The 25,913-nt window shown below is 65.7% G+C and carries 29 protein-coding genes and 1 tRNA gene; 8 read left to right on the top strand and 22 right to left on the bottom strand.

Annotated elements, in window-relative coordinates; genetic code table 11:
• Positions 1 to 162: 162 nt before the first annotated feature.
• The 4 genes from ACSC1R_RS14820 to ACSC1R_RS14805 all read right to left on the bottom strand — a co-directional run bounded on the left by ACSC1R_RS14820 (position 163) and on the right by ACSC1R_RS14805 (position 3,693).
• Complete coding sequence (locus tag ACSC1R_RS14820) at positions 163 to 546, bottom strand: hypothetical protein (RefSeq protein ID WP_439026497.1); 384 nt, start codon at positions 544 to 546, stop codon at positions 163 to 165.
• Positions 547 to 661: 115 nt separating this feature from the next.
• On the bottom strand, positions 662 to 1,588 hold the full coding sequence (locus ACSC1R_RS14815) for an ArsR/SmtB family transcription factor (protein WP_439026496.1): 927 nt from the start codon (positions 1,586 to 1,588) through the stop codon (positions 662 to 664).
• A 678-nt stretch (positions 1,589 to 2,266) separates the two neighbouring features.
• Positions 2,267 to 3,433, bottom strand: coding sequence for a hypothetical protein (locus ACSC1R_RS14810; RefSeq protein ID WP_439026495.1), 1,167 nt, complete (start codon positions 3,431 to 3,433; stop codon positions 2,267 to 2,269).
• 186 nt (positions 3,434 to 3,619) lie between these two features.
• Positions 3,620 to 3,693: transfer RNA gene (locus ACSC1R_RS14805), tRNA-Lys, on the bottom strand.
• 248 nt (positions 3,694 to 3,941) lie between these two features.
• Here ACSC1R_RS14805 and ACSC1R_RS14800 point away from each other — a divergent pair.
• On the top strand, positions 3,942 to 5,393 hold the full coding sequence (locus ACSC1R_RS14800) for a DHH family phosphoesterase (RefSeq protein ID WP_439026494.1): 1,452 nt from the start codon (positions 3,942 to 3,944) through the stop codon (positions 5,391 to 5,393).
• Here the strand turns inward: ACSC1R_RS14800 and ACSC1R_RS14795 are convergent.
• Positions 5,390 to 5,680 carry a PRC-barrel domain-containing protein gene (locus ACSC1R_RS14795; RefSeq protein WP_439026493.1) on the bottom strand — a complete coding sequence of 97 codons (291 nt, stop codon included), beginning with the start codon at positions 5,678 to 5,680 and terminating at the stop codon, positions 5,390 to 5,392. The genes ACSC1R_RS14800 and ACSC1R_RS14795 overlap by 4 nt on opposite strands.
• Positions 5,681 to 5,724: 44 nt before the next feature.
• Positions 5,725 to 6,834: a pyridoxal phosphate-dependent aminotransferase gene (locus ACSC1R_RS14790; protein ID WP_439026492.1), complete on the bottom strand. Its 1,110-nt coding sequence runs from the start codon at positions 6,832 to 6,834 to the stop codon at positions 5,725 to 5,727.
• 352 nt (positions 6,835 to 7,186) lie between these two features.
• Here ACSC1R_RS14790 and ACSC1R_RS14785 point away from each other — a divergent pair, with 352 nt between their 5' ends.
• Positions 7,187 to 8,260 carry a CNNM domain-containing protein gene (locus tag ACSC1R_RS14785; RefSeq protein ID WP_439026491.1) on the top strand — a complete coding sequence of 358 codons (1,074 nt, stop codon included), beginning with the start codon at positions 7,187 to 7,189 and terminating at the stop codon, positions 8,258 to 8,260.
• Between the two features lie 73 nt (positions 8,261 to 8,333).
• Here the strand turns inward: ACSC1R_RS14785 and ACSC1R_RS14780 are convergent, their stop codons facing one another.
• The 8 genes from ACSC1R_RS14780 to ACSC1R_RS14745 all read right to left on the bottom strand — a co-directional run bounded on the left by ACSC1R_RS14780 (position 8,334) and on the right by ACSC1R_RS14745 (position 14,171).
• Positions 8,334 to 8,873: a DUF7504 family protein gene (locus ACSC1R_RS14780; protein ID WP_439026490.1), complete on the bottom strand. Its 540-nt coding sequence runs from the start codon at positions 8,871 to 8,873 to the stop codon at positions 8,334 to 8,336.
• A complete protein-coding gene (locus ACSC1R_RS14775) occupies positions 8,857 to 9,258 on the bottom strand; it encodes a hypothetical protein (RefSeq protein ID WP_439026489.1) in 402 nt (133 codons plus the stop codon). Before ACSC1R_RS14775 ends, ACSC1R_RS14780 begins: the two co-directional genes overlap by 17 nt.
• A complete protein-coding gene (locus ACSC1R_RS14770; protein WP_439026488.1) occupies positions 9,259 to 9,576 on the bottom strand; it encodes a hypothetical protein in 318 nt (105 codons plus the stop codon).
• A 139-nt stretch (positions 9,577 to 9,715) separates the two neighbouring features.
• Complete coding sequence (locus tag ACSC1R_RS14765; RefSeq protein WP_439026487.1) at positions 9,716 to 9,844, bottom strand: hypothetical protein; 129 nt, start codon at positions 9,842 to 9,844, stop codon at positions 9,716 to 9,718.
• 74 nt (positions 9,845 to 9,918) lie between these two features.
• A complete protein-coding gene (locus ACSC1R_RS14760; RefSeq protein WP_439026486.1) occupies positions 9,919 to 10,971 on the bottom strand; it encodes a phosphotransacetylase family protein in 1,053 nt (350 codons plus the stop codon).
• Positions 10,968 to 13,064, bottom strand: a complete 2,097-nt coding sequence (gene acs, locus ACSC1R_RS14755) for an acetate--CoA ligase alpha subunit (RefSeq protein WP_439026485.1) — start codon at positions 13,062 to 13,064, stop codon at positions 10,968 to 10,970. The genes ACSC1R_RS14760 and acs overlap by 4 nt, the downstream gene beginning before the upstream one ends.
• A 146-nt stretch (positions 13,065 to 13,210) precedes the next feature.
• Positions 13,211 to 13,681 carry a YbaK/EbsC family protein gene (locus ACSC1R_RS14750; RefSeq protein WP_439026484.1) on the bottom strand — a complete coding sequence of 157 codons (471 nt, stop codon included), beginning with the start codon at positions 13,679 to 13,681 and terminating at the stop codon, positions 13,211 to 13,213.
• A 55-nt stretch (positions 13,682 to 13,736) separates the two neighbouring features.
• Complete coding sequence (locus ACSC1R_RS14745; protein ID WP_439026483.1) at positions 13,737 to 14,171, bottom strand: hypothetical protein; 435 nt, start codon at positions 14,169 to 14,171, stop codon at positions 13,737 to 13,739.
• A gap of 112 nt (positions 14,172 to 14,283) precedes the next feature.
• Here ACSC1R_RS14745 and ACSC1R_RS14740 point away from each other — a divergent pair, with 112 nt between their 5' ends.
• Positions 14,284 to 15,450 (top strand): type IV pilin, encoded by a 1,167-nt coding sequence (locus ACSC1R_RS14740; RefSeq protein WP_439026482.1) that lies wholly within the window; start codon positions 14,284 to 14,286, stop codon positions 15,448 to 15,450.
• 57 nt (positions 15,451 to 15,507) lie between these two features.
• Here ACSC1R_RS14740 and ACSC1R_RS14735 read toward each other — a convergent pair whose 3' ends face one another.
• On the bottom strand, positions 15,508 to 16,935 hold the full coding sequence (locus tag ACSC1R_RS14735) for an aldehyde dehydrogenase family protein (protein WP_439026481.1): 1,428 nt from the start codon (positions 16,933 to 16,935) through the stop codon (positions 15,508 to 15,510).
• Between the two features lie 212 nt (positions 16,936 to 17,147).
• Here ACSC1R_RS14735 and dpsA point away from each other — a divergent pair, with 212 nt between their 5' ends.
• Positions 17,148 to 17,678 (top strand): DNA starvation/stationary phase protection protein DpsA, encoded by a 531-nt coding sequence (gene dpsA, locus ACSC1R_RS14730; RefSeq protein ID WP_439026480.1) that lies wholly within the window; start codon positions 17,148 to 17,150, stop codon positions 17,676 to 17,678.
• Positions 17,679 to 17,706: 28 nt separating this feature from the next.
• Here the strand turns inward: dpsA and ACSC1R_RS14725 are convergent, their stop codons facing one another.
• On the bottom strand, positions 17,707 to 17,850 hold the full coding sequence (locus ACSC1R_RS14725) for a hypothetical protein (protein ID WP_439026479.1): 144 nt from the start codon (positions 17,848 to 17,850) through the stop codon (positions 17,707 to 17,709).
• Positions 17,851 to 17,968: 118 nt separating this feature from the next.
• Between ACSC1R_RS14725 and ACSC1R_RS14720 the strand changes: the two genes are divergently transcribed.
• Positions 17,969 to 18,472, top strand: coding sequence for a macro domain-containing protein (locus ACSC1R_RS14720; RefSeq protein ID WP_439026478.1), 504 nt, complete (start codon positions 17,969 to 17,971; stop codon positions 18,470 to 18,472).
• A 38-nt stretch (positions 18,473 to 18,510) separates the two neighbouring features.
• Entirely contained in the window at positions 18,511 to 18,708 is a 198-nt protein-coding gene (locus tag ACSC1R_RS14715) for a hypothetical protein (RefSeq protein ID WP_439026477.1), read from the top strand.
• A 9-nt stretch (positions 18,709 to 18,717) separates the two neighbouring features.
• Here the strand turns inward: ACSC1R_RS14715 and ACSC1R_RS14710 are convergent, their stop codons facing one another.
• A complete protein-coding gene (locus ACSC1R_RS14710) occupies positions 18,718 to 19,692 on the bottom strand; it encodes an aldo/keto reductase (RefSeq protein WP_439026476.1) in 975 nt (324 codons plus the stop codon).
• Positions 19,693 to 19,765: 73 nt separating this feature from the next.
• Here ACSC1R_RS14710 and ACSC1R_RS14705 point away from each other — a divergent pair, with 73 nt between their 5' ends.
• Positions 19,766 to 20,248 carry a PKD domain-containing protein gene (locus tag ACSC1R_RS14705; protein WP_439026475.1) on the top strand — a complete coding sequence of 161 codons (483 nt, stop codon included), beginning with the start codon at positions 19,766 to 19,768 and terminating at the stop codon, positions 20,246 to 20,248.
• 150 nt (positions 20,249 to 20,398) lie between these two features.
• Here the strand turns inward: ACSC1R_RS14705 and ACSC1R_RS14700 are convergent, their stop codons facing one another.
• The 3 genes from ACSC1R_RS14700 to ACSC1R_RS14690 form a co-directional block, all read right to left on the bottom strand.
• Positions 20,399 to 21,436 carry an ABC transporter permease gene (locus ACSC1R_RS14700; protein WP_439028729.1) on the bottom strand — a complete coding sequence of 346 codons (1,038 nt, stop codon included), beginning with the start codon at positions 21,434 to 21,436 and terminating at the stop codon, positions 20,399 to 20,401.
• 79 nt (positions 21,437 to 21,515) lie between these two features.
• Positions 21,516 to 23,366, bottom strand: coding sequence for an ABC transporter permease (locus ACSC1R_RS14695; RefSeq protein WP_439026474.1), 1,851 nt, complete (start codon positions 23,364 to 23,366; stop codon positions 21,516 to 21,518).
• Positions 23,363 to 24,286 carry an ATP-binding cassette domain-containing protein gene (locus tag ACSC1R_RS14690; protein WP_439026473.1) on the bottom strand — a complete coding sequence of 308 codons (924 nt, stop codon included), beginning with the start codon at positions 24,284 to 24,286 and terminating at the stop codon, positions 23,363 to 23,365. Before ACSC1R_RS14690 ends, ACSC1R_RS14695 begins: the two co-directional genes overlap by 4 nt.
• A gap of 114 nt (positions 24,287 to 24,400) precedes the next feature.
• On the opposite strand from ACSC1R_RS14690, the gene ACSC1R_RS14685 reads away from it, so the two are divergent.
• On the top strand, positions 24,401 to 24,823 hold the full coding sequence (locus ACSC1R_RS14685; RefSeq protein WP_439026472.1) for an SRPBCC family protein: 423 nt from the start codon (positions 24,401 to 24,403) through the stop codon (positions 24,821 to 24,823).
• A gap of 17 nt (positions 24,824 to 24,840) precedes the next feature.
• Here ACSC1R_RS14685 and ACSC1R_RS14680 read toward each other — a convergent pair whose 3' ends face one another.
• Together ACSC1R_RS14680 and ACSC1R_RS14675 are read right to left on the bottom strand one after the other, a co-directional pair.
• On the bottom strand, positions 24,841 to 25,428 hold the full coding sequence (locus ACSC1R_RS14680) for a flavin reductase family protein (protein ID WP_439026471.1): 588 nt from the start codon (positions 25,426 to 25,428) through the stop codon (positions 24,841 to 24,843).
• The gene (locus ACSC1R_RS14675; RefSeq protein WP_439026470.1) at positions 25,429 to 25,851 is read right to left on the bottom strand and encodes a DoxX family protein; all 423 of its coding nucleotides are present in this window, start codon (positions 25,849 to 25,851) and stop codon (positions 25,429 to 25,431) included. It lies immediately after the preceding gene.
• Positions 25,852 to 25,913 lie beyond the last annotated feature (62 nt).

Here is a 25,913-nt window from a genome sequence, read left to right as displayed (position 1 = left end):
ACCCCTTCCCAGCCGTCTCACAGGCCGGTGAGCAGTACTTCGTTTCTGCGGCGTTCGCGCTCGGGTGCACTTTGTAGTCTGTCCCACACTCCACACAGGTGACGGTCTCGAAGTCGGACATGCCAGTCGAACGATAGAACGACGGCGAGAAAAAATCCTGGCCTACAGTGCATCGCTCGCGATACGGACCGCGAGGTAAGGGACGACGACGAGCAGGGAGACGACGAACCCGAAGGCGACGACGAATCCCAGTGCGGGGGTGGCGAACCAGGCGAGCCACAGGAACTCCAGTGCGAGCAGCAGGGACAGGAGAACCCGACCGGGCGTGAGTCGGTCGCCGAGGGCCGACAGCCCAGTCCGCCACGACGGGACGTCGACCGTGGCCGGCGTTGGGGCACCGTGGTGGTGCCGGCTGTCGGTCTCGTTGGTCCGAGTGGTCCCGATGGCCCGAACAGTCTCGGTGGCCTGGTCGACTGCGATGCTCTTCGAGTGCTCGACGCGGTGGTCGGTCTCTGCAGGGGGGAGGTTGAGATTCTCGTTACTCACGTGTGTTCACCAGTAACACGTACCACACCTATGGTGAAAAGGATAATCTGAAAAACATTTCAGACAGGTGAATAACTGAAATTCTCTTCACCAGTGAAGCAGTCCTGCCCGAGGGTCAGTCAGTCTCTGTCCGTTCTGCGTCGACGACCGCGAGGGACTCGTCGACGGTCACGCGCAACCGTTCATCACCCAGGACCATCGACACCTCGAACTCGTAGGGGTCGGTGGAGCGAGTCGTCACCGCGTCGTGCTCGACGCAGAAGGCGAGTTCCCACGACGGGACCGCCTGCACGTCGATGCCGTGGTCGTAGTAGAACGAGACGACGGCTGGCTCGTCGAGGAGCGTCTCGCCGACCCCCGTGCGGAGTTCGCCGAAGCACCGCTCACAGCGGTAGTGGACGGGGTTGCCGCAGTGAACCCTTCGTTTGTGGGCCTTCTCCGGGTCGTCTCCGACTTCGTCTTCTCCCGCCGGTTGCTCGACGAACTCGTGGCCCATCGACCCGCCACAGTACGGACAGATGCCCGCGACGGCGGCGGCTATCATCGAGCGAGTCTGGTGGTCGAAGGTCCGCAACAGGTCGGCGTCCGATTTCCCCTCTGCACCGCCCGGCAGGAACGGGACGTGGTGGACGAAGTGCTGGCAGTCGGGACAGGAGATGCGGAGCATGTCGTCGCTGTACGTCGCTTCGAGCAACCCATCACACGCCGGACACGGGCTCTCCGTCGAGATAGTGCGTGGTTCGTTCTCCCCGAGCGCCGTCCCGGCCAGCAGCGCCTGGTAGAGCGCCACCGCCGAGTATCGCAGTCGATAGCCGTCGTCCGTCTGCGTGACGAACCGGTCGAGCAGCTGTCGAAGGTGGTAGCTGAACTGCCCGCTGTCTTTGATGCCCGACGCCCGGTGGAGTTCCGAGTAGGAGAGGGTCTTGCCAGGGGAGGCGACGAGCGCCCTGACGATCCGCAGGCGAACGTCGCTCGCGAGGGGCCGGAGCACGTCCTCCACCCGACTCGTCTCCCCCTCGAACGTGTTCCGCTGTTCTACCATGTCCAACTGGAGGTCCGTGTCTGGGAAAGGCGTGTCGCCATCCTCGTCAGAAGGCACCACGTAACACATGCGGTGCCAACGCTCGTTCGACCTGCACGAGTGTCACAGACTCGCCGAAGAAGGCGTTCCGAACAGGCGACCCCACCATCACGCCGACTTCGGTGCCAGCCCTGCGGCGAAACGTGCGAGACAGCCTACAGTCCCTGTCCGAGGTGGCTCGCGAACGTCCAGCGATTCTAGCCAGCCGACTGACCCTGCGTTCGGTTTCGGACACTCGCTCCAGCGGAGGGACTGTGCTGGTCTCCCATGACAGATTGGCAGAAAACTCATAACGATGGCCCCGCCAGCACTGAATGCAATGCTCCCCGCATTGCGCGCCGGTTGGCCCTCCGTCAGTCGTCACCCCGACAGCCCACGGCCGCCGGCGCTCCCGGGTCTCGCGTCCCGCCCACCGCGTGACCCACACCCCTCATCGCCATCCCATCTTCGTGGGTCGAACCGGGTTCCCACCCCACCCACCCTCCCCGGTTCGGCCCCGCTTTTCGACCAGACGAGTACTGACACGTGGGTACCCGGCTCCCCTGCGGCGAAGTGACGGTTGTAACACTCACACAGGGAGTGCAGTCGATGGACGACTGCCGACTACGAGGTCTGGCTGCGAGGGTGAATCGATTGCAGTCACCGCAGCCCGTTGATTCGGTGGAAGTAGAAGTTCCCGTGGCGTCGTGCGTAGAAGGAGTAAGAGTGTTCGAGGGGTGCCGGATTCGCGTCCGCCGGTCGAGACCCGCGTGAGAGACGCCCGACCGCACCCGACGCTGGTTCGTCCGACGGTCTGTACAGATACACAGGGGTGTTCGGTTCGATTGGCGCGTCGAGAATCAGGTGAAAGCCGGGGTCTCCGTTCTCGACGTCGACGACCACCCTGGTGCCGGGTTCGAGCCGGTTCCCGGATTCGAGTTCGAACCGAATGAATCGCGTATCGTCGGTGAGCGTGGCTGTAACCGCCGGTACCTTCTCCCTGGCCGTCGACAACCACGATGGCTCTTGGACCGAAACCGCGCCGACACGGTCGATGGTGTACAGCGACTCGTATTCGAACTCACCGATTCCTTCGTCCAGAATGCGGTACCTCGCCTCCAGCTTTCGAATCACGCCCCGTTCGTCGATGTGCATCTCCGCGGACGGAATCGACAGTACCTTCCCCGGTTGCCCGTGGCTCCTGCCCGGGACCACGGATTCGTCCCCCACCGTCTCCGTCGTGACTTTCCAGATGGCTGGTCGCGTCTCGTTGACACGGGTGGGGGAACTCCAGTCACCGGCGGTAATCAACGGCTGCACCTCCTCGCCCCAGAGAGCCGGGTCCCTGTCCTCCATGTCGTCGCCGAACGTCACCCTGTCTCCGAGGTCCTCCCGCCAGTAGTTACCTTGCACGGTCCGGTACATCTGGACCGGGTTCCCGTCGTGATTTCGCCAGGTTCCGAACGACTCTCCGTGGTCGCCCAGGTACTGCTTCTGCCATTTCACTGTCGAATTGCGACGGTCGCGTTTTATCCACTGGGCCTCGTAGCTGGTCTGATACAGCGCCTTTCGGTGCGTCGGATACAGGAATGCGGAGACGCCCTCTTCGGAGAGACCGGTCGGGAAGGTCGGTTCAGCGGGTTCCTGTGTGGTCGTCTCCTCGGCCGTAGACGTTGGCTCGTGGGTGGTCGTGGTGGTGCTGTCGGTCTGTGCGGCCGTCGCGGTGCGTCCGCTGGTCGGGGGACTGGTCGAAGCACCGTCCTGCAAACGCAAACAACCGGCCGTCGAAGCCAACCCAACTCCCATGAGGAATGTCCGGCGGCGCATCGCACTGAGAGTCCGCCCCAAGTGACATAATTCTAACGCAATCCGTGAGAGCTGCCAACACGCTCCTGCACGCCAGAAACGCCGAGGCTCGCGAATGTCGTTCGCTCGCTCCCTGCGTTCAAATCGCGAGTATCCGGGACAGATTACTGGACGTTCGCATCGCTCGAATCGTTGTAACCTGAAAAGCGGGCCGGGCGCGATTTGAACACGCGACCGTCTGATTAAGAGTCAGACGCTCTGCCTAACTGAGCTACCGGCCCAACTGCATTCTTTCGTATTGGGTGGTAGTTAAAAAGGGTTATCATTCGAACGCGCACCGTGAATGTCTTCCAATCGCAAGGAGACGACTGGGCTCCGGGCAGCCACGCTCAGCACGTGCCGGGTCGCGACTGAGTCGACCACGCCCAGGCGAGCAGACCGCCCGGTCGGGCGGAGTGAGTCCGGGAAACCGGCGCCAGCCGGCGGGTTCGGGAGCGTTAAGTGCCCCGGGCGAAAGGTGTTGGACAACATGAGTGCCGGGGTCAGCATCTCCTCGATGTCGAAGTACGCCATCCTCGGGTGTGGGAGCGTCGGCCACGCCGTCGCGGAGGAACTGGTCGAGCAGGGAAAGGACGTGCTGATCGTCGACCGAGACGAGGGGCGCGTCGAGGCGCTGCGGGACCAGGACCTCAACGCCCAGACGGCCGACATCCGTGACGAGGCCGTCGCCGAGGACGTCGCGGACTGTGACGTGGTCCTCATCATGGCCTCCGACGTGGAGTCCAACAAGGAAGCCGTGGGGAACATCCGTGAACAGGGCGGCGAGCAGTTCGTCGTCGTGCGCGCATCGGACCCCGTCTCCGGCGACGAACTCACCGAGATGGGCGCGGACGTGGTCATCAACCCGTCGTCGGTCATCGCCGACGCCGCGATGCGGTCGCTCGAATCCGGCGAACTCGAGTACAAGGCGAACCAGCTCGCGGAGGTCCTCTCCGACACCAAAGAGCGCGTCGCCATCCTCACCCACGATAGCCCCGACCCGGACTCCATCGCGAGCGCGGCGGCGCTCCAGGCCATCGCCGAACATCTCGGCGTGGAAGCCGACATCTGCTACCTCGGCGACATCGGCCACCAGGAGAACCGGGCGTTCGTCAACCTGCTCGGCATCGAACTGCTGAACTGGGCAGACATCGAGGAGAAAGAGGTCTACGACACCATCGCGCTCGTCGACCACGCCAAGAGCGGCGAGACGGTCGAGGTGTCGGTGGACATCATCATCGACCACTACGAGCCGGACGAAGAACTCGACGCGGCGTTCCTGGACGTGCGCCCGAACATGTCCTCGACGTCGACCATCATGACGAAGTACATCCAGGAGTTCGACATGAAGGTCGACGAGGCGGTCGCGACGGCGCTGCTCTACGGCATTCGGGAGGAGACGCTCGACTTCAAGCGCGACACGTCACCGGCGGACCTCACGGCCGCGGCGTACCTCTACCCCTTCGCGAACCACGACCTGCTCGAACAGGTCGAGTCGCCGTCGATGAGTCCGGAGACGCTTGACGTGCTCGCCGAAGCAATCCAGAACCGCGAGGTGCAGGGGAGCCACCTCGTCTCGAACGCGGGGTTCATCCGTGACCGCGAGGCGCTCGCACAGGCGGCCCAGCACCTCCTCAACCTCGAGGGTATCACCACGACCGCGGTGTTCGGCATCGCCGACGACACCATCTTCCTCGCGGCACGCTCGAAGGACATCCGGATGAACATCGGGAAGGTGCTCGCGGACGCCTACGGCGATATCGGCGAGGCGGCCGGGCACTCCACGCAGGCGAGCGCGGAGATCTCGCTCGGCATCTTCACGGGCATCGAGACGAACGACGAGAACCGGGATACGCTGTTACAGCTCACCGAGGAGGCGGTGAAGCGAAAACTGTTCCAGGCGATGGGCGTCGAGAGCGGCGAGTCAGGAAACGGAAGTTAGACCGCGACTTCGTCCTCTTGGTCGGGCTGTTTGAGGCGTTCGACGATATCGTTGACCAGCACCACGTCTCCGACCGCTCGCACCCAGCGGTACGGGATGAGGACGCCTCGCTCGCCGTTCAGGCGGCCGTTGAACAGTTCCGGGTTGAGTTCGGTCAGTGCGAGGCCGGTGACGATTCTGTTCTCGATGTTGAGTCGGACGTCCTCGATTTCGCCCACGAAGACACCGTTGTTCGAGTAGACCTCGCGACCGACGAGGCTCGTGATCTCTTGCGGAGTCGCGTCCATACCCACTGTGAGGGAGAGACGGGTCTTAATTCTTGGTCAGACTTTCACGACAGGCTGTCGAGCAGTTCGGCGAACACGTCGAGCGCCGCCTCGCAGTGGTCGCTCGACCGGCCGAGACTCAGCCGGACGGCTTCGGGTCGTTCGAAGAACCGACCCGGCACGACGAGGAGGTCGTACTCTTCCCAGGCGAGGGTGGCGAGTTCGTCGCCGTCGAACGACTCGTGTTCGACGAAACAGAACGTCGACCCGTCCGGAACCGACCCGGAGAGGTCCTCTCGCTCGTCGACGAACGAGGCGAGCAGCGCGTGGTTTTCGCGGAGCAGTTCGCGCTGGACGGGAAGGAGTTCGTCGCGGTGTTCGAGCGCGCGGGCGGCGAGCGCGGCACTGGGTTCGGCGAGCACCGGGAGGTGCCAGGCGACGGAACGGGCGCGCTCGACGAAGTCGGCGTCGGCGACGAGCCAGCCGACGCGGAGCCCGCCGAGCCCCATGAACTTGGTCATCGAACTGGTGACGACGGTGTTCTCGATGTCGGCCGCCGTCGGGCCGCCGAAGGGACCATCGGCCTCGGGGTCGGTGACGTAGGGGGCGTACACCTCGTCGACGAGGAGTCGCGCCCCGTACTCGTTTGCGGCCCGGGCTGCCATTGCAACCGACTCGAGGGGAGCCAACCGACCGGATGGGTTGTGGCGGTTGGTCGTAACGACCAGCACCGCGTCCTCGGTCAGGGCGGCTTCGACCCGGTCGGGCTCTAGCTGGTAGTCGTCCTCTGGGGGTCGAAGGAAGCGGTCGACTCGCCCACCGAGCCCCCTTGGGGTCGCCCGAAGGGGTTCGTATCCCGGTTTCTCGACCAGTACCTGTGGTCTGGACGCCAGTTCGTCCGGGTCGACGGTCTGGAGGGCGGTCGCGACTGCGACGAGGTTCGCGGTCGTGGCACCGGCGGTCACCAGCACGTTGTCCTCGTCGACGTCGTACAGCTGGGCGAGCTGTGTCGGCAGGTCTCGTTCCGGTGGTGGGTCTTCGAGGCCGGCCAGGCGGCCGGGGACCGGCCCGCGCTGGCGCTGGAAGGTCCCGCGCAGGTCGCTGGACCCGAGGTCGTGGGCCACAGCGTCGGGCTTCCCCGCAATCCACTCCAGATACTCGATGGTGGGGAACATATCACCCGGTGACACGGCCGGGTAGTTGAGTGTTCGGCTCTCCGCGGCTCGTGTCCCGGGGCCAAGAGTACATAAATACACAAAAAATTTAAATAATAGTGTTCGGCTCCCGGTGATATCCCGAGTGAATGAGGATAAATCTCCCAGTCCGCTTTGTGTGTATGCCGGGGTGCCTCTGACAATCCGGCCCTCGACGACCGACCCTGCCCGAGTCGGTCGTCGTACAGGGGATTTTTCCCCTCGTTTCTGACCCGACGAGCGTCTGCTCGGACACGACACGTCACTTTCGAGGTCTCCCGGTCAGATGGAATAGTCCCCACTACTAAGTTGGCAGCAATCGCACCGTCTCTCGATGAGCGAGTTGCTTACCGCCGCCAGACTCCTCGCTGGATTCGCCCTCCTGCTCGCGAACGGGTTCTTCGTCGCGACGGAGTTCGCGATGACACGCATCCGGCAGTTCCCCCGGTCGGAGTTCACCGGGCACCCCGGCCTCGAACGCGGCTGGGAGATGACCGAAGAGCTCGAGATATATCTGTCGGGGTGTCAGGTCGGTATCACCGTCTGTTCCATCGGCCTCGGCGTCGTCGCCGAGCCCGCCCTCTCGGCCGCCATCAACCCCCTGTTCGTCGCGGTCGGCCTCGCTCAGCCGGGGTCACACGCCGCCATCGCGGCCATAACGGCCTTCGGGCTGATGAATTTCGCGCACGTGGTCATCGGCGAGCAGGCGCCGACGTACTTCGGGGTCGAGCGGACGAAGACGGCCGCGAAGTACGGCGCTCGCCCGCTCTCGCTGTGGACGAAGCTCATGTCGCCGTTCATCCGGCTTGCGGACCGCATCGCGAAGGGTATCCTCGGGCTGTTCGGCGTCGAGATGACGCGCTCGTGGGCCGAGGAGGAACTGGAAGGCGAGGAGAGTCTCTCCTCGCGTGCCGAACTCAGGACCCGGATGGGCGACGTGCTCGGCAAGTCCGACCTGCCACAGGACCGTCGCCAGGAGGTGCTCGCAGCGTTCGAGATAGACGAGAAACCCATCAGCGACATCATGGTCCCCATCGACGAGGCGGTGACCCTGCGCACCGACGACGACGTGGAGACGAACCTCGACCGCATGCGCGAGCATCCCCACACCCGGTTCCCGCTCGTCGGTGACAGTCTCAGTGACTACCGCGGCGCAGTCTACGCCCCCGCAGTGCTGCGAAATTTCGAGGCGCTCCGGGCGGGTGAGAAAGAGATGAGTGACTGTACGGGCTCGCCGATGACGCTCGCCGCCGAGACTGCGGTGTCCGACGCCATCGACGAGTTCCAGGCGGCAGGAGAGGAACTCGCCCTGGTCGAACGCGACGGCGAGGTCGTCGGTATCCTCACACCCACGGACGCCTGGGAGGTCATCACGGGCGAACAGACCGACCCCCTCGACGCCTCGTAGGGACTGCTGTACGTCAGTACCGCATCGACCGCACGCCGAGATGGGTCGAAGGCACACGGGGAGACAGTCCCGCTCACGACTCGCGGTGGTCTATCTCGGTGTCGAACACGCCCCTGAATCGCTCGTAGGTCGAGTCGGCGACCGCGTCACGGACCAGCGAGAACGCCCCGCTCGCCCGCCGGTCCCTGGTCCGGGTCGCGACCGATTCGACGAGCTGGTGGACGCCCGACGGTTCGGCGTACATCAACAGGACGTTCACGTTGTCGAAGACCACCCAGCCCTCGCCGGGTTTGACGTAGTTCATGCCCTGTGAGAACCGCTGGTTGATGCCACTCAGGTCGTTCGGATGGACGACCGAGGCGGTCCACATCGGCCCGTCGTAGTCGACCGGCGACCCGGAGACGGGGACGACGCCGACCTTGTTCGGGTCGCCGCCGCGGTCACGGACGAGTTGTTCTATCTTCGTCGGGGTGCGCGTGGTCGAGACGACGAGCATGTTCTCGAACGCCGACTCGGGCACCAGCGAGAGCGGCGACCGCAACGAGGAGATGAGTACGAGCGCCTGCGTGCCCGCGTCGACCATCACCGGCTCGGAGTCAATCGTCGTCCGCATCTTCGAAGCCTCCGTTGGTGGTCGTCGTGGTCGTCTGGGTCTCGACGTCGAGCGACGACTGCCCGGTGTCGATGAACTGTCTGGCGAAGTAGTAGATGCCGATGGTGGCACAGATCGACGCGCCGAGGTTCAGGACGCTCGTGATGAGGAACGAACTGTAGATGTCGGGGAGGATGACGTCGTAGTCGATGAGGAGTCCGACGACGTTCGCGACCGTCACGAGGAACAGGCCGACCGAGAGGCCGACGATGCCCTCGGTGTAGGCGACGTTCTGGGCGTACGCGATGGCAGGGTAGAGCAGCAACAGCGAGGCGGCGAGGAACAGCGCGATGTGGAGGGCGGTGACGACCTGGAACGGGTTCGAAAGCAACAGGTCGAGGACCATTCAGAGGTCCCTCCGTTCGGTCAGCAGGTACACCGCCTGCAGGGCCGCGACGACCGCCGCGAGCACGGCGACCGTGAACACGACGCTGAACAGCACCCGGAAGTGCGGCAACTCGAAGAGGTAGAAAGCGGCGACCGGCGCGTTCGTGAGGATGAACGCACCGAAGACGAGCGGCATGGGTTTGAGCATCCGGTTGATGGGCGCACCGCTGTAGCCACGGACCGCGATGAGCGACAGCACGAAGCCGACGCTCAGGACGACGATGTTGAGCACCGTCACAGCCTGGACGAGGAGCCAGTACGTCTCCTCCGTTATCACGGCCGACCACCAGGGTCGCCCGCGCGATTCGTCTGCGTCACTTTCTGGCCATCCGTGACCGGACTTAAAAAAGGTGTTGGCACATGCGGGTTCACGACGCGACGGCGCCGGTTCCGCATCGACCGCGGCGTTCCGACGGTCAGAGGCCGAACCCGTATCGTAACACGAGTCCGACGAGCGCCGTGAGCGCGCCGAGGACGGAGGTTATCGGTTCCGGAATCACGAACATAACTGCGCCCGCGAGGACGAGCCAGGACGAGAGTTCCATGTTCCGACGGACTGCCGCCTGCCTCTAATGCTCCGGGCCTAAGATTCTGTCAGGGAAATAATACGCTCGCGGCCTCAGAGCAGGGCGTCGACGTCGGCGTGGTTGCGGAGTAACGTCTCCATCGTCTTGACGGTCTCCTCGTCACGGGTCCGACCGACGCGAACGACGTCTTCGGCGCGTTCGACCGTCGTGATGGTGTTCGCCTGCACGACCATGATGGGGACGCCCTTCTCGGCGGCCTTGCCCAGCACGGCACCCGACGGCCGGTGGCCACCGGTCAGGATGAGACACTTCACGCCGGGTGCTTCGAGCGCGGCCGACTGGATGTCGGCGCGGTCACCGCCAGTGATGACCGCGGCGTCTTTCGTCCGTCGGAAGCCGCGCAGCGCGGCGTCGGCTCCCATCGCACCGACACTGAACCGTTCGACGAAGCCGTCCATCTCGACGTCCGTGAGGACATCGGCACCGAGTTCGTCGGCGAGTTCTTGCACCGTCACGCCAGCGAGGTGCTTCTCGCGCGGGATGATTCCCACGACCGGGACGCCGCGCTGTTCGAGGAACGGCACCACGTCGTCGTCGAGTTCCTCGTACACGCCGTCCGGGACGCGGTTGAACACGACGCCGCGGAGGCGGTCCTCGCCCACGTCGTCGACTGCCGCGAGCACCTCGTCGACGTCGTTGATGCGGTCGTACGAGCAGACCAGCAACACCTCGGCGTCGACGAGTTCGGCGATGTCACCGTCGGCGATGTCGATGATGTTCCCCGTACTGAGGCCACCACCTTCGAGGAACAGCTGGTCGTAATCGGCCGCGAGGGCGTCGTACGCCTCGCGGATTCGCTCGCGCACCTCGTCGGCGTCCTCGCGGCCGCGAATCACCTGCTGGATGAACGTCGGCGAGTAGACGACGGGTTCGAGTTCGTGCATCTCGGCGTCGAGGCCGAGCAGTTCCTTCGCGAGCATCGGGTCCTCGTCGAGCGTCTTGCCGACGTTCGACTGCAGGCGCGTGCCCTTCGGTTTCATGTAGCCCACGCTGCCGTTTCGCTCCCTGGCGATTCTGGCGAGGGCGAGGGTGATAGCTGTCTTGCCGGTGCTCTCTGCGTTCGCGGTGACGAGTAACGATTTCATAGGTCCTCCGTGTCCACGGTGAGTCTGATGTCGACCGCCTGAACCCCGTCGGGGCCGGCGACCAGTGGGTTGATGTCCAGTTCCAGTATCTGCGGGAAGTCGGTCACGAGCTGTGAGAGTCGCTGGATGGTCTCGACGACGCTGTCCACGTCGGCCGGGGTTCGGCCGCGGGCCCCACGAAGCAGCGGGGCCGCCTGGATGTCGTCTATCATGTCGCGCGCCTCCGGTTCGGAGACGGGCGCGACCCGCAGGGTGGTGTCCTCCAGCACCTCGACGAAGATGCCGCCGAGGCCGAACAGGACGAGGGGACCGAACTGCGGGTCGCGGTTGACCCCGACGATGGTCTCGGTCCCGTCGTCCAGGTCGACCATCTCCTGCACCTGCACGCCCAGAATCTGTGCGTCTGGCTGGTAGTTCCGGGCACGGGTGATGAGGTCCTCGAAGGCGTCGGCCACGTCGTCGGTCTCGACGCCGACTTTCACCCCGCCGATGTCGGACTTGTGCAGGATGTCCGGGCTGACTATCTTCATGACGACCGGACCCTCGATGTCGGCCGCGGTCTGGACCGCCTCGCCCGGGGAATCGACGACTGCACCGTCGGGCGTCGGGATACCGTACGCGTCGAGCAGCTCCATCGCCTCGACACCGAGGCGGTTGTCGTCCCGAATCTTGGCCTGTTCCAGCACCTCGCGGGCGGCCTCGCGGTCCACGTCGAACTCGGTGGCCGGCTGATACTCGGTGTCCCGGATGCGGCGGTACCGGGCCAGCGCGTCGATGCTGTCGACGGCGCGGGCCGGGTCGAAGTAGTTCGGGATGCCCGCTTCGCGCAGGGTCTCTGCGGCCGGGCCGGTTCGTTTCCCGCCCATCAGGCACGTGAGCGTCGGTTTCTCGTACTCGGCCTGTTTCTCGACGACCACGTCCGCGAGGTCGGCGTAGTCGAGCACCGCGGTCGGCGCGCTGACCACGACCGCCGCCGCGACGTTCGGGTCGTCCAGCACGATGTCGATGGCCGTCTCGAAACGCTCGATGTCGGCGTCGCCGATGGCGTCGACCGGGTTGTACACGTTCGCTTCCGCCGGCATCGTCTCCTTGAGCCGGTCGAGGGTCTCCTCGGTGAACGAGGCGAGCGACAGCGAGCTATCCCCGATGGCGTCGGTCGCCATCACGCCGGGGCCGCCCGCGTTCGTGATGACCGCGACCTCGTCGGTCTCGGGAAGCGGCTGGCCCGAGAGCGCGCGGGCCGAGTCGAACAGCTCCTGGACGGACTCCGCCCGGAGGACGCCAGCCTGTTCGAGCCCGGCCTCGTAGGCGGCCTCGCTGCCGGCGATTGCCCCGGTGTGGCTCGAGGCGGCCTTCGCCCCGGCGTCGGTGCGCCCGGACTTGACCGCGACGACCGGCGTGTCGTTCGTGGTGTCGCGGGCCGCCTCGATGAACTCGCGGCCGTCCTGGATGGATTCGAGGTACCCGAGCACCACGTCGGTGTCGGGGTCGTCCCCCCAGGCGCGGACGAAGTCGGTCTCGTCGAGGACGGCCTTGTTGCCGAGCGAGACCACGTCCTTGAAGCCGATGTTCTGGTCGTTCGCCCAGTCCAGCACCGCCGTGATGAACGCGCCGGACTGGCTCATAAAGGAGATGTTCCCCGGCAGGGCCATCTCCGGGCCGAACGTCGCGTTCATGTTGACCCCGGTGTTCATCACGCCGAGGCAGTTCGGGCCGACGAGGTTCAGGTCGTACTCCTCGGCGGCCGCCTTCAGCTCCTGTTCCCGGGTCGCGCCGTCGCCGCCGGTCTCACCGAAGCCGGCGGTGATGACGACGACGTTCTGGACACCGGCCTCGCCGGCATCGCGGACGACGTCGACGGCGAATCTCACCGGGACGACGACCACCGCGAGGTCGACGGGGTCGGGGACGCTCTGTAAGTCGTCGTAACACGCCTGCCCGAGCACTTCGTCCCGGCTCGGGTTGACGGCCACGACGTCCCCGTCGAAGCTGCGGAGGTTCTCCAGTATCGCACGCCCGACCGAGCCCTCGCGGTCGGTCGCCCCGACCACGGCGACCCGCTCCGGCGCGAACAAACCTGTCAACGTTCCCATCGACTAGAACGTCACGTGGACCGGGGATAAAGGTGCGTGGCGGTTCCCAGCTTGCTGGTATCGCCCCGACGCCGTGCGCCAGAGTTTCACTTGCAATGGTGGTGTGCTTCAGGGGGAGACTGCGGCGTCGTCCCGCGCTCGACCCACTACTCCGCCACGTCGGCCACCGTCGCCCCCGAGTACTCGAGCAACTCGTCGGGTGCGATGGGGAAGACGGTCGTCGGCGTTCCAGCCGCGACCCACACCGTCTCGTGCCGGGTCAGGGTCTCGTCGAGGTACACCGGCAGGTCGCTCGCGTGACAGAAGGGCGGGACCCCGCCGATGCTCCAGCCGGTCGCTTCTTTCACCTCGTCGGCGTTCGCCATCCGGGCCGATTCGGCCCCGACGAGTTCGGCCAGTTTGTCGGTGTCCACCCGGTTCGCGCCGGATGTGACGCTCACGACCACCTCGCCGTCGGCGACGAGGACGATGCTGCTGCCGATCTGGGCCACGTCACAGCCGATGGCGTCGGCCGCGTCGGCGGCGGTCTTCGTCCCCTCGGGGAACTCCATCACGTCGGGGTCGAACCCGTAGCGGTCGCTGGCTTCGGCGACGAACTCGGCGGCGCTCTCGTGCATGGTCGCCGTGAGTGTGGCGAACGACAAAAAGCTACGTTCGGCGGTACGGCTTGCACTACCGCGACTGGACGAAAGTCACAGAGAGTGCGTCTTCGGGTGCAACGTCGCGCCTGCCGTACCGGGGTTTCCCGCCGCCGTCGTCCGGCACGAGCTCGAAGCACTCGACCCGGACCACGAGCCGACCGTCGGCGACAGTCGCCCGCAGAACCGGCCCGGTGCTCGTGATGACGACGTACGGCGGTGCCGGGACCGGGTCCGCCCGGAGGTCGTATCCCGCTGCGTCGACTGCCGAGGCGAGCACCTCGGGGAGCTGTGCCAGGATGCCGCGCCGGCGGAGCAGGGCGGTCAGCGGCTCGACGACCTCCCGCCGGTCGGTCGGCGGGCCCTCCCAGGCCGCGGCGACCGCGTCTGCGCAGTCACCGACGTCGCAGATGAGGGTCTCGTAGCTGTCGAGGAGGGCGGCTCTGGCGTCGGCTGCGGGGTCGGTCACGCCAACCGGTTCGCGGCAGTGGCTGAAAAAACCGCCGTCGGACCGTCACGAACTCCGGTCTGGTCGAGAGACATGACGACGGTTATATATAATGCTGTGACAGGTGTAGTGCATGCACGACAGACGGACCTTCCTGTCAGGTCTCGGTTCGACACTCGCCCTCGGCTCTCTCGCTGGCTGTCTCGACTCCGTTCCCGGAATCGGCGGCAGTGGCGGCGCTTCGCGCTCTGCACTCACGAACTACCTCCCGGCGGCCGCCTCTGGCGAGGACGGGAGTCGACGAATCAACGTCCTCTACACCGACACCTCGCGGCTGGAGGCGGTGGTCGACAGCTTCGCGGACGACGTCGGGAACCAGCTCGCGTCGGTGTACGACCCGGGCGAGATACAGCTCCCCTTCCCCGCCTCGTCGGTCGACGCCACGGTGCAGTCGAGCACCGTGAGCGTCATCGCGCTCTCCGGCGACGACCCGGGCTCGAAACTGGCCGACGGCGACTACACCGAAACGGAGACCCACCGCGGGGCGACCCTGTACCAGGGCTACGACCAGACCGTCGCCGTCGACGGGACGACCCTCGTGGTCGGTGCCGACTCCGCGGTCCGGAGCGCGCTCGACGCGAACGCAGGCGAGGCCGACCGCCTGACGGCCGCCTCGCAACCCTATGCCGACCTCGCCGGGGTGGTCTCCGGCGGCGCACTGGAACTGTTCAGCGGCACCGAAGAACCCGGACGACGGGGGACGACACTGACCGCCTTCTCGTGGTCGTTCGGGGAGCAAAACGCCGAACTCACGCTCGCAATCGCGTTCCAAGACGCGGACAGTACCGACGAGAGCACGCTCTCGGACATGACCTCGAACACGAGAGGGATGGCGGACTACGAGTGGAGCGACCCCTCGACCGACGGTGTGGTCGTCTCCCAGACCGGTTCACAGCCCATCGAGGACTTCGACCTGTTGCAACAGGGCACGCCCGGCGAGGGCGGGTCTGGGCAGCAGACCCAGGCCGCCCCGCAGGTGAACTTCAGCTTCGACTACGCAGCCGATGGGTCCACGGTGGAGATCGTACACGAGGGCGGAGACCATGCGCAGGCGGCGAACCTCACCGTGACGCTCGACGGGGAGGCGACCGCCACCCAGTGGAGCCAGAACTACGAAACCGTGACGGCGGGAGACAGCCTCACCGTCGACGTGAGTGGAGCGCCGTCAGACGCCATGCTCCAGATCACCTGGGCGGCAAACGACCGAAGCTACGTCATCGCGAAGTTCCAGCTCCCCTGAGAGACGAGAATCGAGAGAAAGCGAAGACGGAATCGAGGCTATGGGACTCGTCTCGGCTTACAGGACGATGCTCTTCTTCCGGAGGAAGGCGTGGATGGATGCGTCGAGGCCCTCACGCCCGATACCGGAGTCCTTGTTGCCGCCGAACGGGATGTCGCCGAGCCCGTGGCTCGGGGCACCGTTGATGCGGACCGCACCGGCGTCGATGACGTTCGCGAGGTTCATCGCGCGGTCGTAGTCCGCGGTGAAGACGGCGGCGTCGAGGGCGAGGTCGCCCTCGTTCGCGAGTGCGACGGCCTCGTCCTCGTCGGCGACCTTCGTAACGGCACAGACCGGTCCGAACTGCTCTTCATGGACGATGCGGGCGTCGTGGGGGACGTCCGCGAGCAGGGTCGGCTCGAAGTCGCGGCCGTCGCGTTCGCCACCGGTGACCAGCGTCGCGCCCTTGTCGAGGGCGTCGTCGACGAGTCCTTCGACCCACTCGGCCTGGTCCTCGGAGATGAGGGGGCCGAGGTCGGTGTCCTCGTCGAAGAGGTCGCCTTTGACCCAGTCACCCATCTTCTCCTCGATGGTCTCGACCAGTTCGTCGTGGATGTCCTCGTGTGCGAGGACGCGGCTGACGGCCGAGCAGCGCTGGCCGGCGTACTTGAGCGAGCCCTTCGCGGCGGCCGCGGCGGCTTCCTCGAGGTCAGCGTCGGGGAAGACGACGGCGGGAGCGTTCCCGCCGAGTTCCATGTGCAGGTTGACCATGCCGGACTCCCTGGCGACGTGCTTGCCCGCGCCCGAGGAGCCGGTCATCGCGACCGCGTTGATGCGGTCGTCGCCGGCGAGGATGTCACCGATTTCCGAACCCTTGCCGGTGACGAAGTTGAGCGTCCCGTCGGGGACGACCTCGTTTACGACCTCCGCGAGGATGGCGCCACTGACGGGCGTCTTCGTCGCGGGTTTGAGGACGACGCTGTTGCCCGCGGCGAGCGCCGGGGCGACCTGCAGCGCCGTGGTCGCGAGGGGGTAGTTGTACGGGGTGATGCAGAGCACGGTCCCGACGGGCTCGTGCTTCACGATGGCCTCCCAGCCCTCGTGACCCGCGGTGGTGCCCTCGCGGAACTGCCCCTTGATGTGGCGAATCTCCTCGGCGGCGCGCCGGAAGCGCTCGGCTGCGCTGCCGACCTCACCACGGGCCGAAGAGATGGGCTTGCCAGCCTCGCGGACGATGACCTCCGCGAGTTCCTCCTCGCGGGCTTCGAGTTTCTCGGCGATCTCGAGCATCCACTCGGCGCGCTCGACGAGCGTCGTCTGTCGGAGGGTCTCTTTCATCTGGTGTGCCGATTCGAGGGCGGCCTCTGCCTGTTCCGGGGAGGCAGCCACGACCTCCGCGAAGTGCCCACCGTCGGCCAGGTCGGTTACCGGGAGCGTCGATTCGCTGTCGACCCACTCGCCGCCGACGAGTAGCCGCTCTTTCCGCTGTGCCGTCTTCGTAGCCATACCAGTACATCGGAGCGCCAGAACTAAAAATTTACTCATGAGCGAATTAACGCCCACCCCCCGCAGGGCCGAAGCACGCACGAACGCACACGACTACGTGGGCTATCCGTCCAGCCCGGTACATCCCAGTACCTGTTAGCCAGAAGAGAGGAGTTGTCCGCAAGATAGACCTCGGACATACGCTTAAGATATCAGTCCACGTATATAGATTGATGAGTGCCCAGAAACCCATCCGTCAACAGTCCGACAGCGTCGTGAAGAACCCGCTCCGCCTCGACGAACAGAAGGCGAAACAGGTCATCGACGCGTTGAACACAGACCTCGCCGCGACGTACACCCTGTACCACCAGGTCCGCAAGCACCACTGGAACGTCGAAGGGGCCGAGTTCCGCGATATCCACCTGTTCCTCGGTGAGTTCGCCCACGAACTCGAAGAAGCCGCCGACGAGCAGGCAGAACGTCTCCAGGCGCTCGGTGGCGTCCCCATCGCCAGCATGCAGGCACTGGCCGACGCCTCGCCCGTCACGCCCGAGGACGAGAACGTCTACGACATCCGCACGTCGCTCCACAACGACATGGAGATGGGCGGCGACATCATCGAGACCATGCGCGAGCACATCAAGGTGACCACGAACCTCGGCGACCACGCCACCGCGCACATGCTCCGCGAGCAGCTCCTCGAACTGGAGGAGTACGTCCACTCGCTCCACCACTACCTCGAAGACGACACGCTCGTCCAGTAAGAGATCGGTCGAGCTGTTCTCCGGTTTTTCAGGGGTCTGCGTCGACTGTGAAGTCCGTCGCGATCCAGCCGTCGGTGTTGTCGTGTTCGCAGAAGACCACGCGACCGGGGCTGGTCTCGTTGGCCTGGACCGGCGGAACCGACTCCAGTTCGTCCATCGTCCCGTCGCTCATACGTGTCCTTTAGGCCAACCTAAATCTAAGTGTTGCGGTTCGACAGGCGGGGGCAATCCCCATCAGTTCGTGTCACCCCATGGCGAGATTTTTCATCGTCCCCCGTCCATCCTCCGATATGGAGTTCACGGTCGTCCAGGGAGACATCGCACAGCAGTCCGCAGACGCGCTGGTGAACGCCGCCGGGACCAGCCTCCGGATGGGAAGCGGGGTCGCGGGCGCGCTCCGCCGCGGTGCGGGCGACGGACTCAACGAGGCCGCGATGGCGAAGGGACCGGTCGACCTCGGCGCGGTCGCGGTGACCGACGCCTTCGACCTCGACGCCGAGTACGTCATCCACGCCGCCGCGATGCCCCACTACGGCGACGGGCAGGCGACGGCAGAGAGCATCCGCGACGCGACCCGGAACGCGCTGGCCGCGGCCGACGAGCGCGGCTGCGAGTCGCTCGTGATTCCAGCGCTTGGATGTGGCGTCGCCGGCTTCGAGACCGCCGACGGCGCGCGGCTCATCTGCGAGGAGATTTCGACCTACGACCCCAGGACGCTCACCGACGTTCGGTTCATCGCCTACTCGGACGAGGAGTTCGAGACGGTCCGCGAGGTTGCGAGCGAGTTCCAGTAGGCGAGCGGGCTATCTCGGTCCGGTCCCGAGCAGGGAGCATGGACGTGCCTGCGGACGCCCCCGAGGCCTGCCCGGTCTGTGCGCAAGCGTACGACTCCGTCTCGGACCACGGGTCCGGGCTCATGATAAACCTCCTCGACAACGAGCGCTACCAGCGGGTCTGTGTCGAGCCAATCGATGGGCCCCGGATTCGGTTCTACCACCACACCCACGCGCAGGCAGAAATCGTCGAATAGGGGCGCAGCTCAGTCGTGCCCAGACACGCGAACCGGTTCGTACGGTTCTTCGAGCCATTCGATGTCGGACTCAGCGAGGTCGATGTCGAGCGCCTCGACCGCGGCTTCGAGGTGTTCGATGCTCGTGGTGCCCACGATAGGCGCGTCGACCGTGTCCTTCGAGAACAGCCACGCGAGGGCTATCTGGGCCATCGAGACCTCCTCCTGTTCGGCGAGTTCCTGCACGCGTTCGTTCACCTCGCGGCCGCCGCCCTCGAAGTACGGGTGGGCCTTCGCGTGCTCGTCGCTTTTGCCGCGGGCGGTCGCGTCGAACTCCTCGTGCGGGCGGGCGAGGTACCCCCGGGCAAGTGGCGACCACGGGATGACGCCGACGTCTTCTTTCTCACAGAGGGGTAGCATCTCGCGTTCCTCCTCGCGGTAGAGCAGGTTGTAGTGGTTCTGCATCGTCATGAAGCGGTCGAGGCCGAGACTGTCGCTGGTGTGCAACGCCTCGGCGAACTGGTGGGCCCACATCGAGGACGCGCCGAGGTACCGGACCTTCCCGCGACGCACCGCGTCGTCGAGGGCGCGCATGGTCTGTTCGATGGGTGTGTCGTAGTCCCAGCGGTGAATCTGGTAGAGGTCGATGGTATCAATGCCCAGCCGGTCCAGCGACCCCTCCAGCGCCTGTTCGATGGCCTTCCGGGAGAGCCCGCCCGAGTTCGGGTCGTCCTCGTCCATCTGGAAGTAGCACTTCGTGGCGACGACGGCCTCGTCGCGCTGGCCCTCCAGGGCCTTCCCGAGGACGCGCTCGGACTCGCCGTCCGAGTACATGTTCGCGGTGTCGAAGAAGTTGATACCGAGGTCGAGCGCCCGGTTCACGAGTTCGATGCCCTCCTCCTCGTCGAGGACCCAGTCGCGCCAGTCCGGGGTCCCGAAACTCATACAGCCGAGACAGATGCGGCTGACCTCCATGCCGGTGTCACCTAACGTGGTGTACTCCATGGACGGGGCGACGGCCCCCGGGGTGAAAAACATCGCCAGATTGATTAACTATCCGACGTGATTTCTGTGAAATATGCGCTCCCTCCACATCGCGCTCGGACTCGCCGTCCTCGCAGCGGTCCTCGTTGCCGCCCCCGCAGTGGCTGCCGATTCGGAGTCACTCACCCTGCAGGAGAACGAGTCCGACTCGCCCGAGGTCACCATCAACGGTCCCCAGAAGGCGGTGTACAACTACTCAGAGAACTTCAGCGTCACCGTCAGCGGTGCCGAAATCGAATCCGTCACCTGGGAGTTCCCGGACGGAACGACGGCTACAGGAACCGAGGCCACCTTCCGGTTCATGCAGGAAGGCGACCGAACCATCACGGTCGTCGTCGAGACCACTGACGGCGAGACCCTCCGCGAGAGCGCGACGTACGACGTGTTCCACGCTGACGACGACGACGGCTGGAACCCGGTCCCCGCGTTGAAGTTCTTCGCCCTCGTCGGGTTCTTCGTCCTCGTCGTCCTGGGCCTGAAGCTGGTGGCCCTCCCGATGGTGTTGCGGGAACTGTAGTCACATCCCCGGGCCCGAATCTCGTAACGGGCAGCCGAGGTCGTCAACGTAGAACTCGAAGGCTGCGTCGTGGTCCGCGACGTCGGGCGTCACGCCAGTGAGACGTGAGTCCACGCGGCCGGGACGCGCCGGGGGCAAGAACCCACCCGGTCACACCGTCTCGGCGTCGACGAACCGCATCCCGACGCGCATCCCGAGATAGGTCACAACCCCGAGCGCGACGTACCCGGCCGCGAAGGCCCAGGTGAACGTCCCCGGACTCCCGATGGCGAGCCTGGCGATGGTGTTCGCCGGGTGTTCGGGCAGGAGTCCAGAGACCGTGATGGCACCGAGCACGCCGGTCGAGTAGAGGAACTGCGCCTGCCGCCGGTCGGAGGCGAGCAAGGCGATGGTCAGGCCGACCGTGACGACCGTGAACGAGAGCCCGGCCACGATGGCGACGAGCATCGGCCAGTTCGAGATGTTCGTCCCGTTGACCCACAGCAACAGGAGCCAGACTGCGGCCTGCAGTGGGGCGAGCACTGCGGTCGCGAGCAGTTTCGCGTCCACGATATCCGCCAGCGAGACGGGCGCGACGCGGAGCAGTTCGAGCGTCCCACGTTGCATCTCTTCGGTGAGCGAGTCGACGGCGATGGAGCCACTGATGAACACGGGAAGGAACATCAACAGGGGCACCAGCACCGTGTAGGTGAACCCGAAGTACGGGCTGGAACCACGTTTCTGTGGCACCTCCAGTACGGTGTGTTCGAGGCTGCCCCGATACTCGCGCCTGAGGTTCTCCTCCATCGACTCCAGCGTGTCCCTGACCTGCACGACGATGATGGTCGTCCGCAGGTTCTCTTTCGGGACGCTGGTCGTCACAGACACTGTCCCGTTCTCGCCCCGGGTCGCGACCATCACCGCGTCGACGCGCCGGTCCTGGAAGTCCGCTCTGGCGTCGGCGACCGTCGCGTACTGCGTCGGGTCGATACCACCCTGGCGCCTGACGACGTCCAGGACCTCGTCGGACGCGTTGCCCGTGACGGCCATGTCGAGTTCGTAACCCTCGACCGAGCCGGGGTCGTACAGCGACACCAGTCCGACGACGAGGAACGAGGAGAACGTCGCCACGAACAGCTGGATGAGCAAGGCGAGGACGATGGTCTTCTCGCTCCGGAGCGACCCGATTTCACGCCTGGCGATGGTCAGCCGGGCCCGCCAGGAGGCGCCGCTGTCGGAGTCGTCGTGCTGTTCGGCTGCCGCGGTCCCGTGTTCGGGACGTGGCGGCTCACGGGACAAGTTGCGTCACCCCCAGGTTGTACGCGACGTGGACCAGTACCGCGAGCAGGAACGCCCCGGCGTAGGCCCGTTTCGAGCGCTGTGCCCCGACAGCCGAGATGGTCGCCGTAACCGTGTGCAGTCCCAGCGGGAGCAAGAAGAGCCCGAGGACGACGAGCGGGTCGACGTTCGCCGAACCGGCCGCTGCAGCGTCCGGATAGGCGTTCGCGCCCAGCGTGAGGTCTTGCAACTGGACTAGCTGGACGAGTAACGTGCCCTTCTCCGCGAGGAAGAACGCGGCCCCGCTCACCAGACCGAGGACGACCGCCGTCTTCGGCGACCGCTCGAAGCGTGCGTACTCGAAGCCGGCGTAGACGTGGATGCTCTTTGCGGTCTCTTCGATGAGGGCGATGGCCCCGAACAGCACCGGAATCGAGAGCGCCTTCGGGATGATGAACAGCACCGCGATGGCGAGTAACTCGGCGACGAAGACGAACGGGAGGAACAACGCGGTCACGAGCGCGACCGTCTTCTTGTTCCGAACCCGGGTCGCGATGGCGTCGAGTGCCTTCTGGTGGACCGGGCGCTGGCTGAACATATCCTCCTCGCGGTAGGTGCCCGCCCCGAACGTGAACAGCGCGACGGCGGTCAGGTAGAACGGGACCGTCGAGAAGGCGTACTGTCCCCACGTCACCGCCTCGTTCTGGAGGTCCATGACGACCAGCGTGAGCGGCGAGATGAGCGCGATAGGCGTCACGTCGGTGAAGATCGCCGGGACGAACACGTAGGAGGTCATGAACACGGAGACGGTGATGGTGACGAAGGTGAGCTCTTTGAACGACCGGGCGAACATCCCGCCGACGAAGGTCGCCGCGAGGAACAGGAGTGCAATGGGCAAGACGGCCGCGACGGACACCGCGGTTCCGCCGATGAGGATGGCGATGGCGACCGTGATGACGAGCAGCGCCGCGAGGTAGGGGAGGGTCTTGCCAGCGATGATGTCCCGGCGCGAGACCGGGGAGACGAGCATCAACTCCCCGCGACGGTTGATGCGCTCGTTGATGATGGTGCTCCCGTACGCCTGGATGATGAAGTTCATCGGGACGATGAACAGGAACGCGAGGACGAGGGAGGCGAACGGGAAGGGCGGGCTGATGGTGCTCGGCGAGCCGGAGGTCGAGCCGCTGACGATGGCCGAACCGCCGAGGCTCGGTGCCTGTACCTGCCCGTCGTTCCCACCGGTCGAGCCGCCCGTGACCCCGCCCGCTCCGGCGTCGTCGGTGCCACCGTCGCCACCGGTCCCAGCGCCGCCGTCAGTTCCCCCGTCGCCGGAACCGGCGGTCCCGGCACCGCCTCCCGTGCCGCCCGTGAGTGCGCTCCCGGCGCGACTCTCGTACAGGAGTTCGACTGCGACCGGGAAGGCGGCGCTCTGGTTCGCTTCGTCGCCCATCAACTCGTCGTTGTACTCCTGGACGGCGGTCCGGAACTCGGCGTAGGCCGCCTGGCCTTTCCGCGTGGGTCTGGGTATGGGTTCGCCCCGGGCAGGGACGAGGATGTCTATCTCGCCGGCTTTGAGCGCGGACGCACTGGCGTCGTCCGGTCTGGCGACGAACTGGTTACTGTGCTGGACCACGTCGTGATACGGTGAGTCCGCCTCGACGCCGACACGGTAGATGCCGTCGTCGAGGCCCGGGCCTTCGGCGACGACTGTCGGGCCGACGACTGCTCCGACGGCCACGAGGACGAGCGCGAGTGCGACGGTCTGTCGGTCGAGGGCCCCGGCGCTTCGGGCGACCTCCCAGCGGGCGATGCGCAGGGTCTTGCGGAGCGAGAGGACGCGGTCGAGCCCGCGCTTTTTCACGTCTCGGCCTCCCCGACGGTCCGGTCCTGCTCTGCCTCGCGTGCCTCCTCGGGCGTCTCACCGGCGATGTCGAGGAAGATGTCTTCGAGACTCGGATTCCGGGTCTGCAGGTCGACGACCGAGCCACCCCGTTTGGTCGCCTGGGTCCGAAGGCGGTCGACGGCGTCCATATCGGAGACGACAGACTCGAACCGGCCGTCCCCGACTCGGTCGCAGTCTCCCACCCGCACGTCCGTGTACACGTGGTAGGCGGTCTGCCCGTGCTCTTGCCGAATCTCTTCGAGGCTCCCACGGGCGATGATGTCACCGTGGTTCATCACGATGAGGCGGTCGCAGATACTCTCGACGTGGTAGAGGTTGTGCGCGGAGAAGACGATGGTCTTGCCCTGGTCGGCGAGTTGCTCGGTGAACTCGATGATGTAGTTGGTCGTGAGGGGGTCGAGCCCCGAGGCGGGTTCGTCGTAGATGAGCACGTCCGGGTCGTTGACGAGCGACCGGGCGATAGCGACCTTGCGTTTCATCCCCTTCGACATGTCCCCGATACGGCGTTCCCGGTGTTCGAGGTCGAGCCTGTCCAGGGCGGTCGTGATGCGCTCTCGCGCCACGTCCGTCGGCACGTCGTAGAGGTCGGCGAAGAATTCGAGGTAGGAGTGCGCCGTCATCTCCTCGTACAGGGGCGACTCTTCGGGGAGGAAGCCGAGGTTGCGGCGCATATCGGTGTCGCCGGCTGGATGTCCAGCCACCGAGATGTGGCCGCTCGTCGGTTCGATGAGCCCGGCGAGCATCTTCAACGTCGTCGTCTTTCCCGCACCGTTCGGCCCGACGACGCCGAAGACCTCGCCGCGGTCGATGGTGAACGAGCTGCCGTCGACAGCCACGAACCCGTCGTACTCTTTGCGGAGGTCCTCGACGGTTATCATTCGTTGTCCTGAGCCAAGAACGCGGCCTAGTTGAATATACCGGCCCGGCACGTCAATCGAGTGACGAAATCGCCCGACGGTAGGCTTAATCCGAAGAGTGACAAATGTTGACACATGCAGTCACAGCCACAGGTCCGGCTCGCCCAGACCCCGGACGGTCGGCGGCTCGAAGTCGGGCGGGACCTGCCGGTGGACCGGATGCTCGCGTGGGAACTGCTGACGGACACGTGGCGCTGGCCCGACTGGGGGCCGACCGTCACCGACGTCGAGGCACCGGACCGGTTCATCTCGGCCGGCGACGAGGGGAGGGTACGAATCGTCGGCAGTTTCTGGGTCCCCTTCGAGGTGACCTACTCGGACGGGGAACGCTGGACCTGGGACGTGGCCGGTATCCCCGCGACCGGCCACCGGGCGGAGTACCTGGGGGCGGACCGCTGTCGGGTCGTCTTCGAGGTGCCACTGCTGGCGGCTGGCTACGTGCCAGTCTGCCAGCGGGCGCTCTCGAACATCCAGGACATCCTGCTCGGGCCGGAGTAGGGTTCGAAAACAGGGACCTACGGCGGTCGCTCCAGCGAGAACCGGTCGTCGGTACTGGCGTACCACGACCCGGCGAGCCGGCCCACTGCATCGAGTTTCTCCACGTCCACCTTCCCGTCGGTCGTCACCGCGTCGTCGACGTGGACGTAGACGACCTCGGCGAGTATCAGGCTCGAACTGCCCACGTCCTGCAGGTCGTACAGTTCGCACTCGAAGGCGATGGGTGACTCCGCGACCCGTGGGGGCGTGACCCGGGTCGACTCGGTGCGGGTCGCGCCGGAGTGCTCGAACTCGCTCTCCTCCGCTGGGAGGGTCGCCGCCGTCTGGTTCATCGCCTCGACAGTGTCGTCGGTGACGATATTGACGACCAGTTCGCCGGTGTCGCGGACGTTCCGCGGCGTGTCCTTCAGGCCGTTGGGTCCATCGACCGGTGCGAACACCAGGATGGGCGGGTCGATGGCCGCGACCGTGAAAAAGGAGAACGGCGCGAGGTTGTCGACGCCGTCCGCACTGGTCGTGCTGACCCACGCGATGGGCCGGGGAACCACTGACCCGGAGAGGGTTCGGTAGAGCGAGCCGTCCACTTCGGCAGGGTCGATCTCCATCTACAGGCCCACCCCGACCGCGTACGGCCACTCGGTCCCGGCGAGGACGAGGAACGCCAGCACTGCGCCGAGCATCACGACGTTCTTCAGGAAGGCCGTCATCTCGTTCTGTTGCTGTTCTGGGTCGTCCATCGTCCAGAAGTCGTGCATCATCGGGGTCGTCACGAGCAGGAACACCGCCAGCGCGCCCGCGCCGAGTACGGGATACGCGCCGAGGACGAGGCTCAGGCCCCCGAAGACGAGTATCCCGCCCGAGAACGTTACCGCCAGTCCGGGCGCGGGAACGCCTTTCATCTGTGCATAGCCGGCCATGTCTTCGGTGTTGAGGAAGTGGTTCACGCCCATAAATGCGAGCACGCCACCCACGAGAACCCGGGCGACGAGCAGCGCGATTCCCGCCGAACTGGTGAGTTCGAGCGCCATCTCAGGCCACCTCCAGCGAGAGGCGGTCGATTGCTGCGTCGGTGTGAGCGTCGGTCGAAGCC

The sequence above is a fragment of the Haloarchaeobius ordinarius genome (assembly GCF_051801355.1).
Classification (GTDB): Archaea; Halobacteriota; Halobacteria; order Halobacteriales; family Natrialbaceae; genus Haloarchaeobius.
The sequence above is the reverse complement of the archived record's forward strand: the minus strand, read 5'-3'. Positions and strand labels throughout refer to the sequence as shown.

What these genes read in the sequence shown, in the direction of transcription:
- ACSC1R_RS14815 (WP_439026496.1), bottom strand. Translation starts at nt 1,588, where the DNA reads ATGGTAGAACAGCGGAACACGTTCGAGGGGGAGACGAGTCGGGTGGAG.
- dpsA (WP_439026480.1), top strand. Translation starts at nt 17,148, where the DNA reads ATGAGTGCCCAGAAACCCATCCGTCAACAGTCCGACAGCGTCGTGAAG.
- ACSC1R_RS14740 (WP_439026482.1), top strand. Translation starts at nt 14,284, where the DNA reads ATGCACGACAGACGGACCTTCCTGTCAGGTCTCGGTTCGACACTCGCC.
- ACSC1R_RS14795 (WP_439026493.1), bottom strand. Translation starts at nt 5,680, where the DNA reads ATGGACGCGACTCCGCAAGAGATCACGAGCCTCGTCGGTCGCGAGGTC.
- ACSC1R_RS14785 (WP_439026491.1), top strand. Translation starts at nt 7,187, where the DNA reads ATGAGCGAGTTGCTTACCGCCGCCAGACTCCTCGCTGGATTCGCCCTC.
- ACSC1R_RS14710 (WP_439026476.1), bottom strand. Translation starts at nt 19,692, where the DNA reads ATGGAGTACACCACGTTAGGTGACACCGGCATGGAGGTCAGCCGCATC.
- ACSC1R_RS14750 (WP_439026484.1), bottom strand. Translation starts at nt 13,681, where the DNA reads ATGCACGAGAGCGCCGCCGAGTTCGTCGCCGAAGCCAGCGACCGCTAC.
- ACSC1R_RS14765 (WP_439026487.1), bottom strand. Translation starts at nt 9,844, where the DNA reads ATGGAACTCTCGTCCTGGCTCGTCCTCGCGGGCGCAGTTATGTTCGTG.
- ACSC1R_RS14685 (WP_439026472.1), top strand. Translation starts at nt 24,401, where the DNA reads ATGCAGTCACAGCCACAGGTCCGGCTCGCCCAGACCCCGGACGGTCGG.
- ACSC1R_RS14705 (WP_439026475.1), top strand. Translation starts at nt 19,766, where the DNA reads ATGCGCTCCCTCCACATCGCGCTCGGACTCGCCGTCCTCGCAGCGGTC.
- ACSC1R_RS14800 (WP_439026494.1), top strand. Translation starts at nt 3,942, where the DNA reads ATGAGTGCCGGGGTCAGCATCTCCTCGATGTCGAAGTACGCCATCCTC.
- ACSC1R_RS14675 (WP_439026470.1), bottom strand. Translation starts at nt 25,851, where the DNA reads ATGGCGCTCGAACTCACCAGTTCGGCGGGAATCGCGCTGCTCGTCGCC.
- ACSC1R_RS14735 (WP_439026481.1), bottom strand. Translation starts at nt 16,935, where the DNA reads ATGGCTACGAAGACGGCACAGCGGAAAGAGCGGCTACTCGTCGGCGGC.
- ACSC1R_RS14810 (WP_439026495.1), bottom strand. Translation starts at nt 3,433, where the DNA reads ATGCGCCGCCGGACATTCCTCATGGGAGTTGGGTTGGCTTCGACGGCC.
- ACSC1R_RS14725 (WP_439026479.1), bottom strand. Translation starts at nt 17,850, where the DNA reads ATGAGCGACGGGACGATGGACGAACTGGAGTCGGTTCCGCCGGTCCAG.
- acs (WP_439026485.1), bottom strand. Translation starts at nt 13,064, where the DNA reads ATGGGAACGTTGACAGGTTTGTTCGCGCCGGAGCGGGTCGCCGTGGTC.
- ACSC1R_RS14760 (WP_439026486.1), bottom strand. Translation starts at nt 10,971, where the DNA reads ATGAAATCGTTACTCGTCACCGCGAACGCAGAGAGCACCGGCAAGACA.
- ACSC1R_RS14715 (WP_439026477.1), top strand. Translation starts at nt 18,511, where the DNA reads ATGGACGTGCCTGCGGACGCCCCCGAGGCCTGCCCGGTCTGTGCGCAA.
- ACSC1R_RS14790 (WP_439026492.1), bottom strand. Translation starts at nt 6,834, where the DNA reads ATGTTCCCCACCATCGAGTATCTGGAGTGGATTGCGGGGAAGCCCGAC.
- ACSC1R_RS14680 (WP_439026471.1), bottom strand. Translation starts at nt 25,428, where the DNA reads ATGGAGATCGACCCTGCCGAAGTGGACGGCTCGCTCTACCGAACCCTC.
- ACSC1R_RS14690 (WP_439026473.1), bottom strand. Translation starts at nt 24,286, where the DNA reads ATGATAACCGTCGAGGACCTCCGCAAAGAGTACGACGGGTTCGTGGCT.
- ACSC1R_RS14775 (WP_439026489.1), bottom strand. Translation starts at nt 9,258, where the DNA reads ATGGTCCTCGACCTGTTGCTTTCGAACCCGTTCCAGGTCGTCACCGCC.
- ACSC1R_RS14780 (WP_439026490.1), bottom strand. Translation starts at nt 8,873, where the DNA reads ATGCGGACGACGATTGACTCCGAGCCGGTGATGGTCGACGCGGGCACG.
- ACSC1R_RS14720 (WP_439026478.1), top strand. Translation starts at nt 17,969, where the DNA reads ATGGAGTTCACGGTCGTCCAGGGAGACATCGCACAGCAGTCCGCAGAC.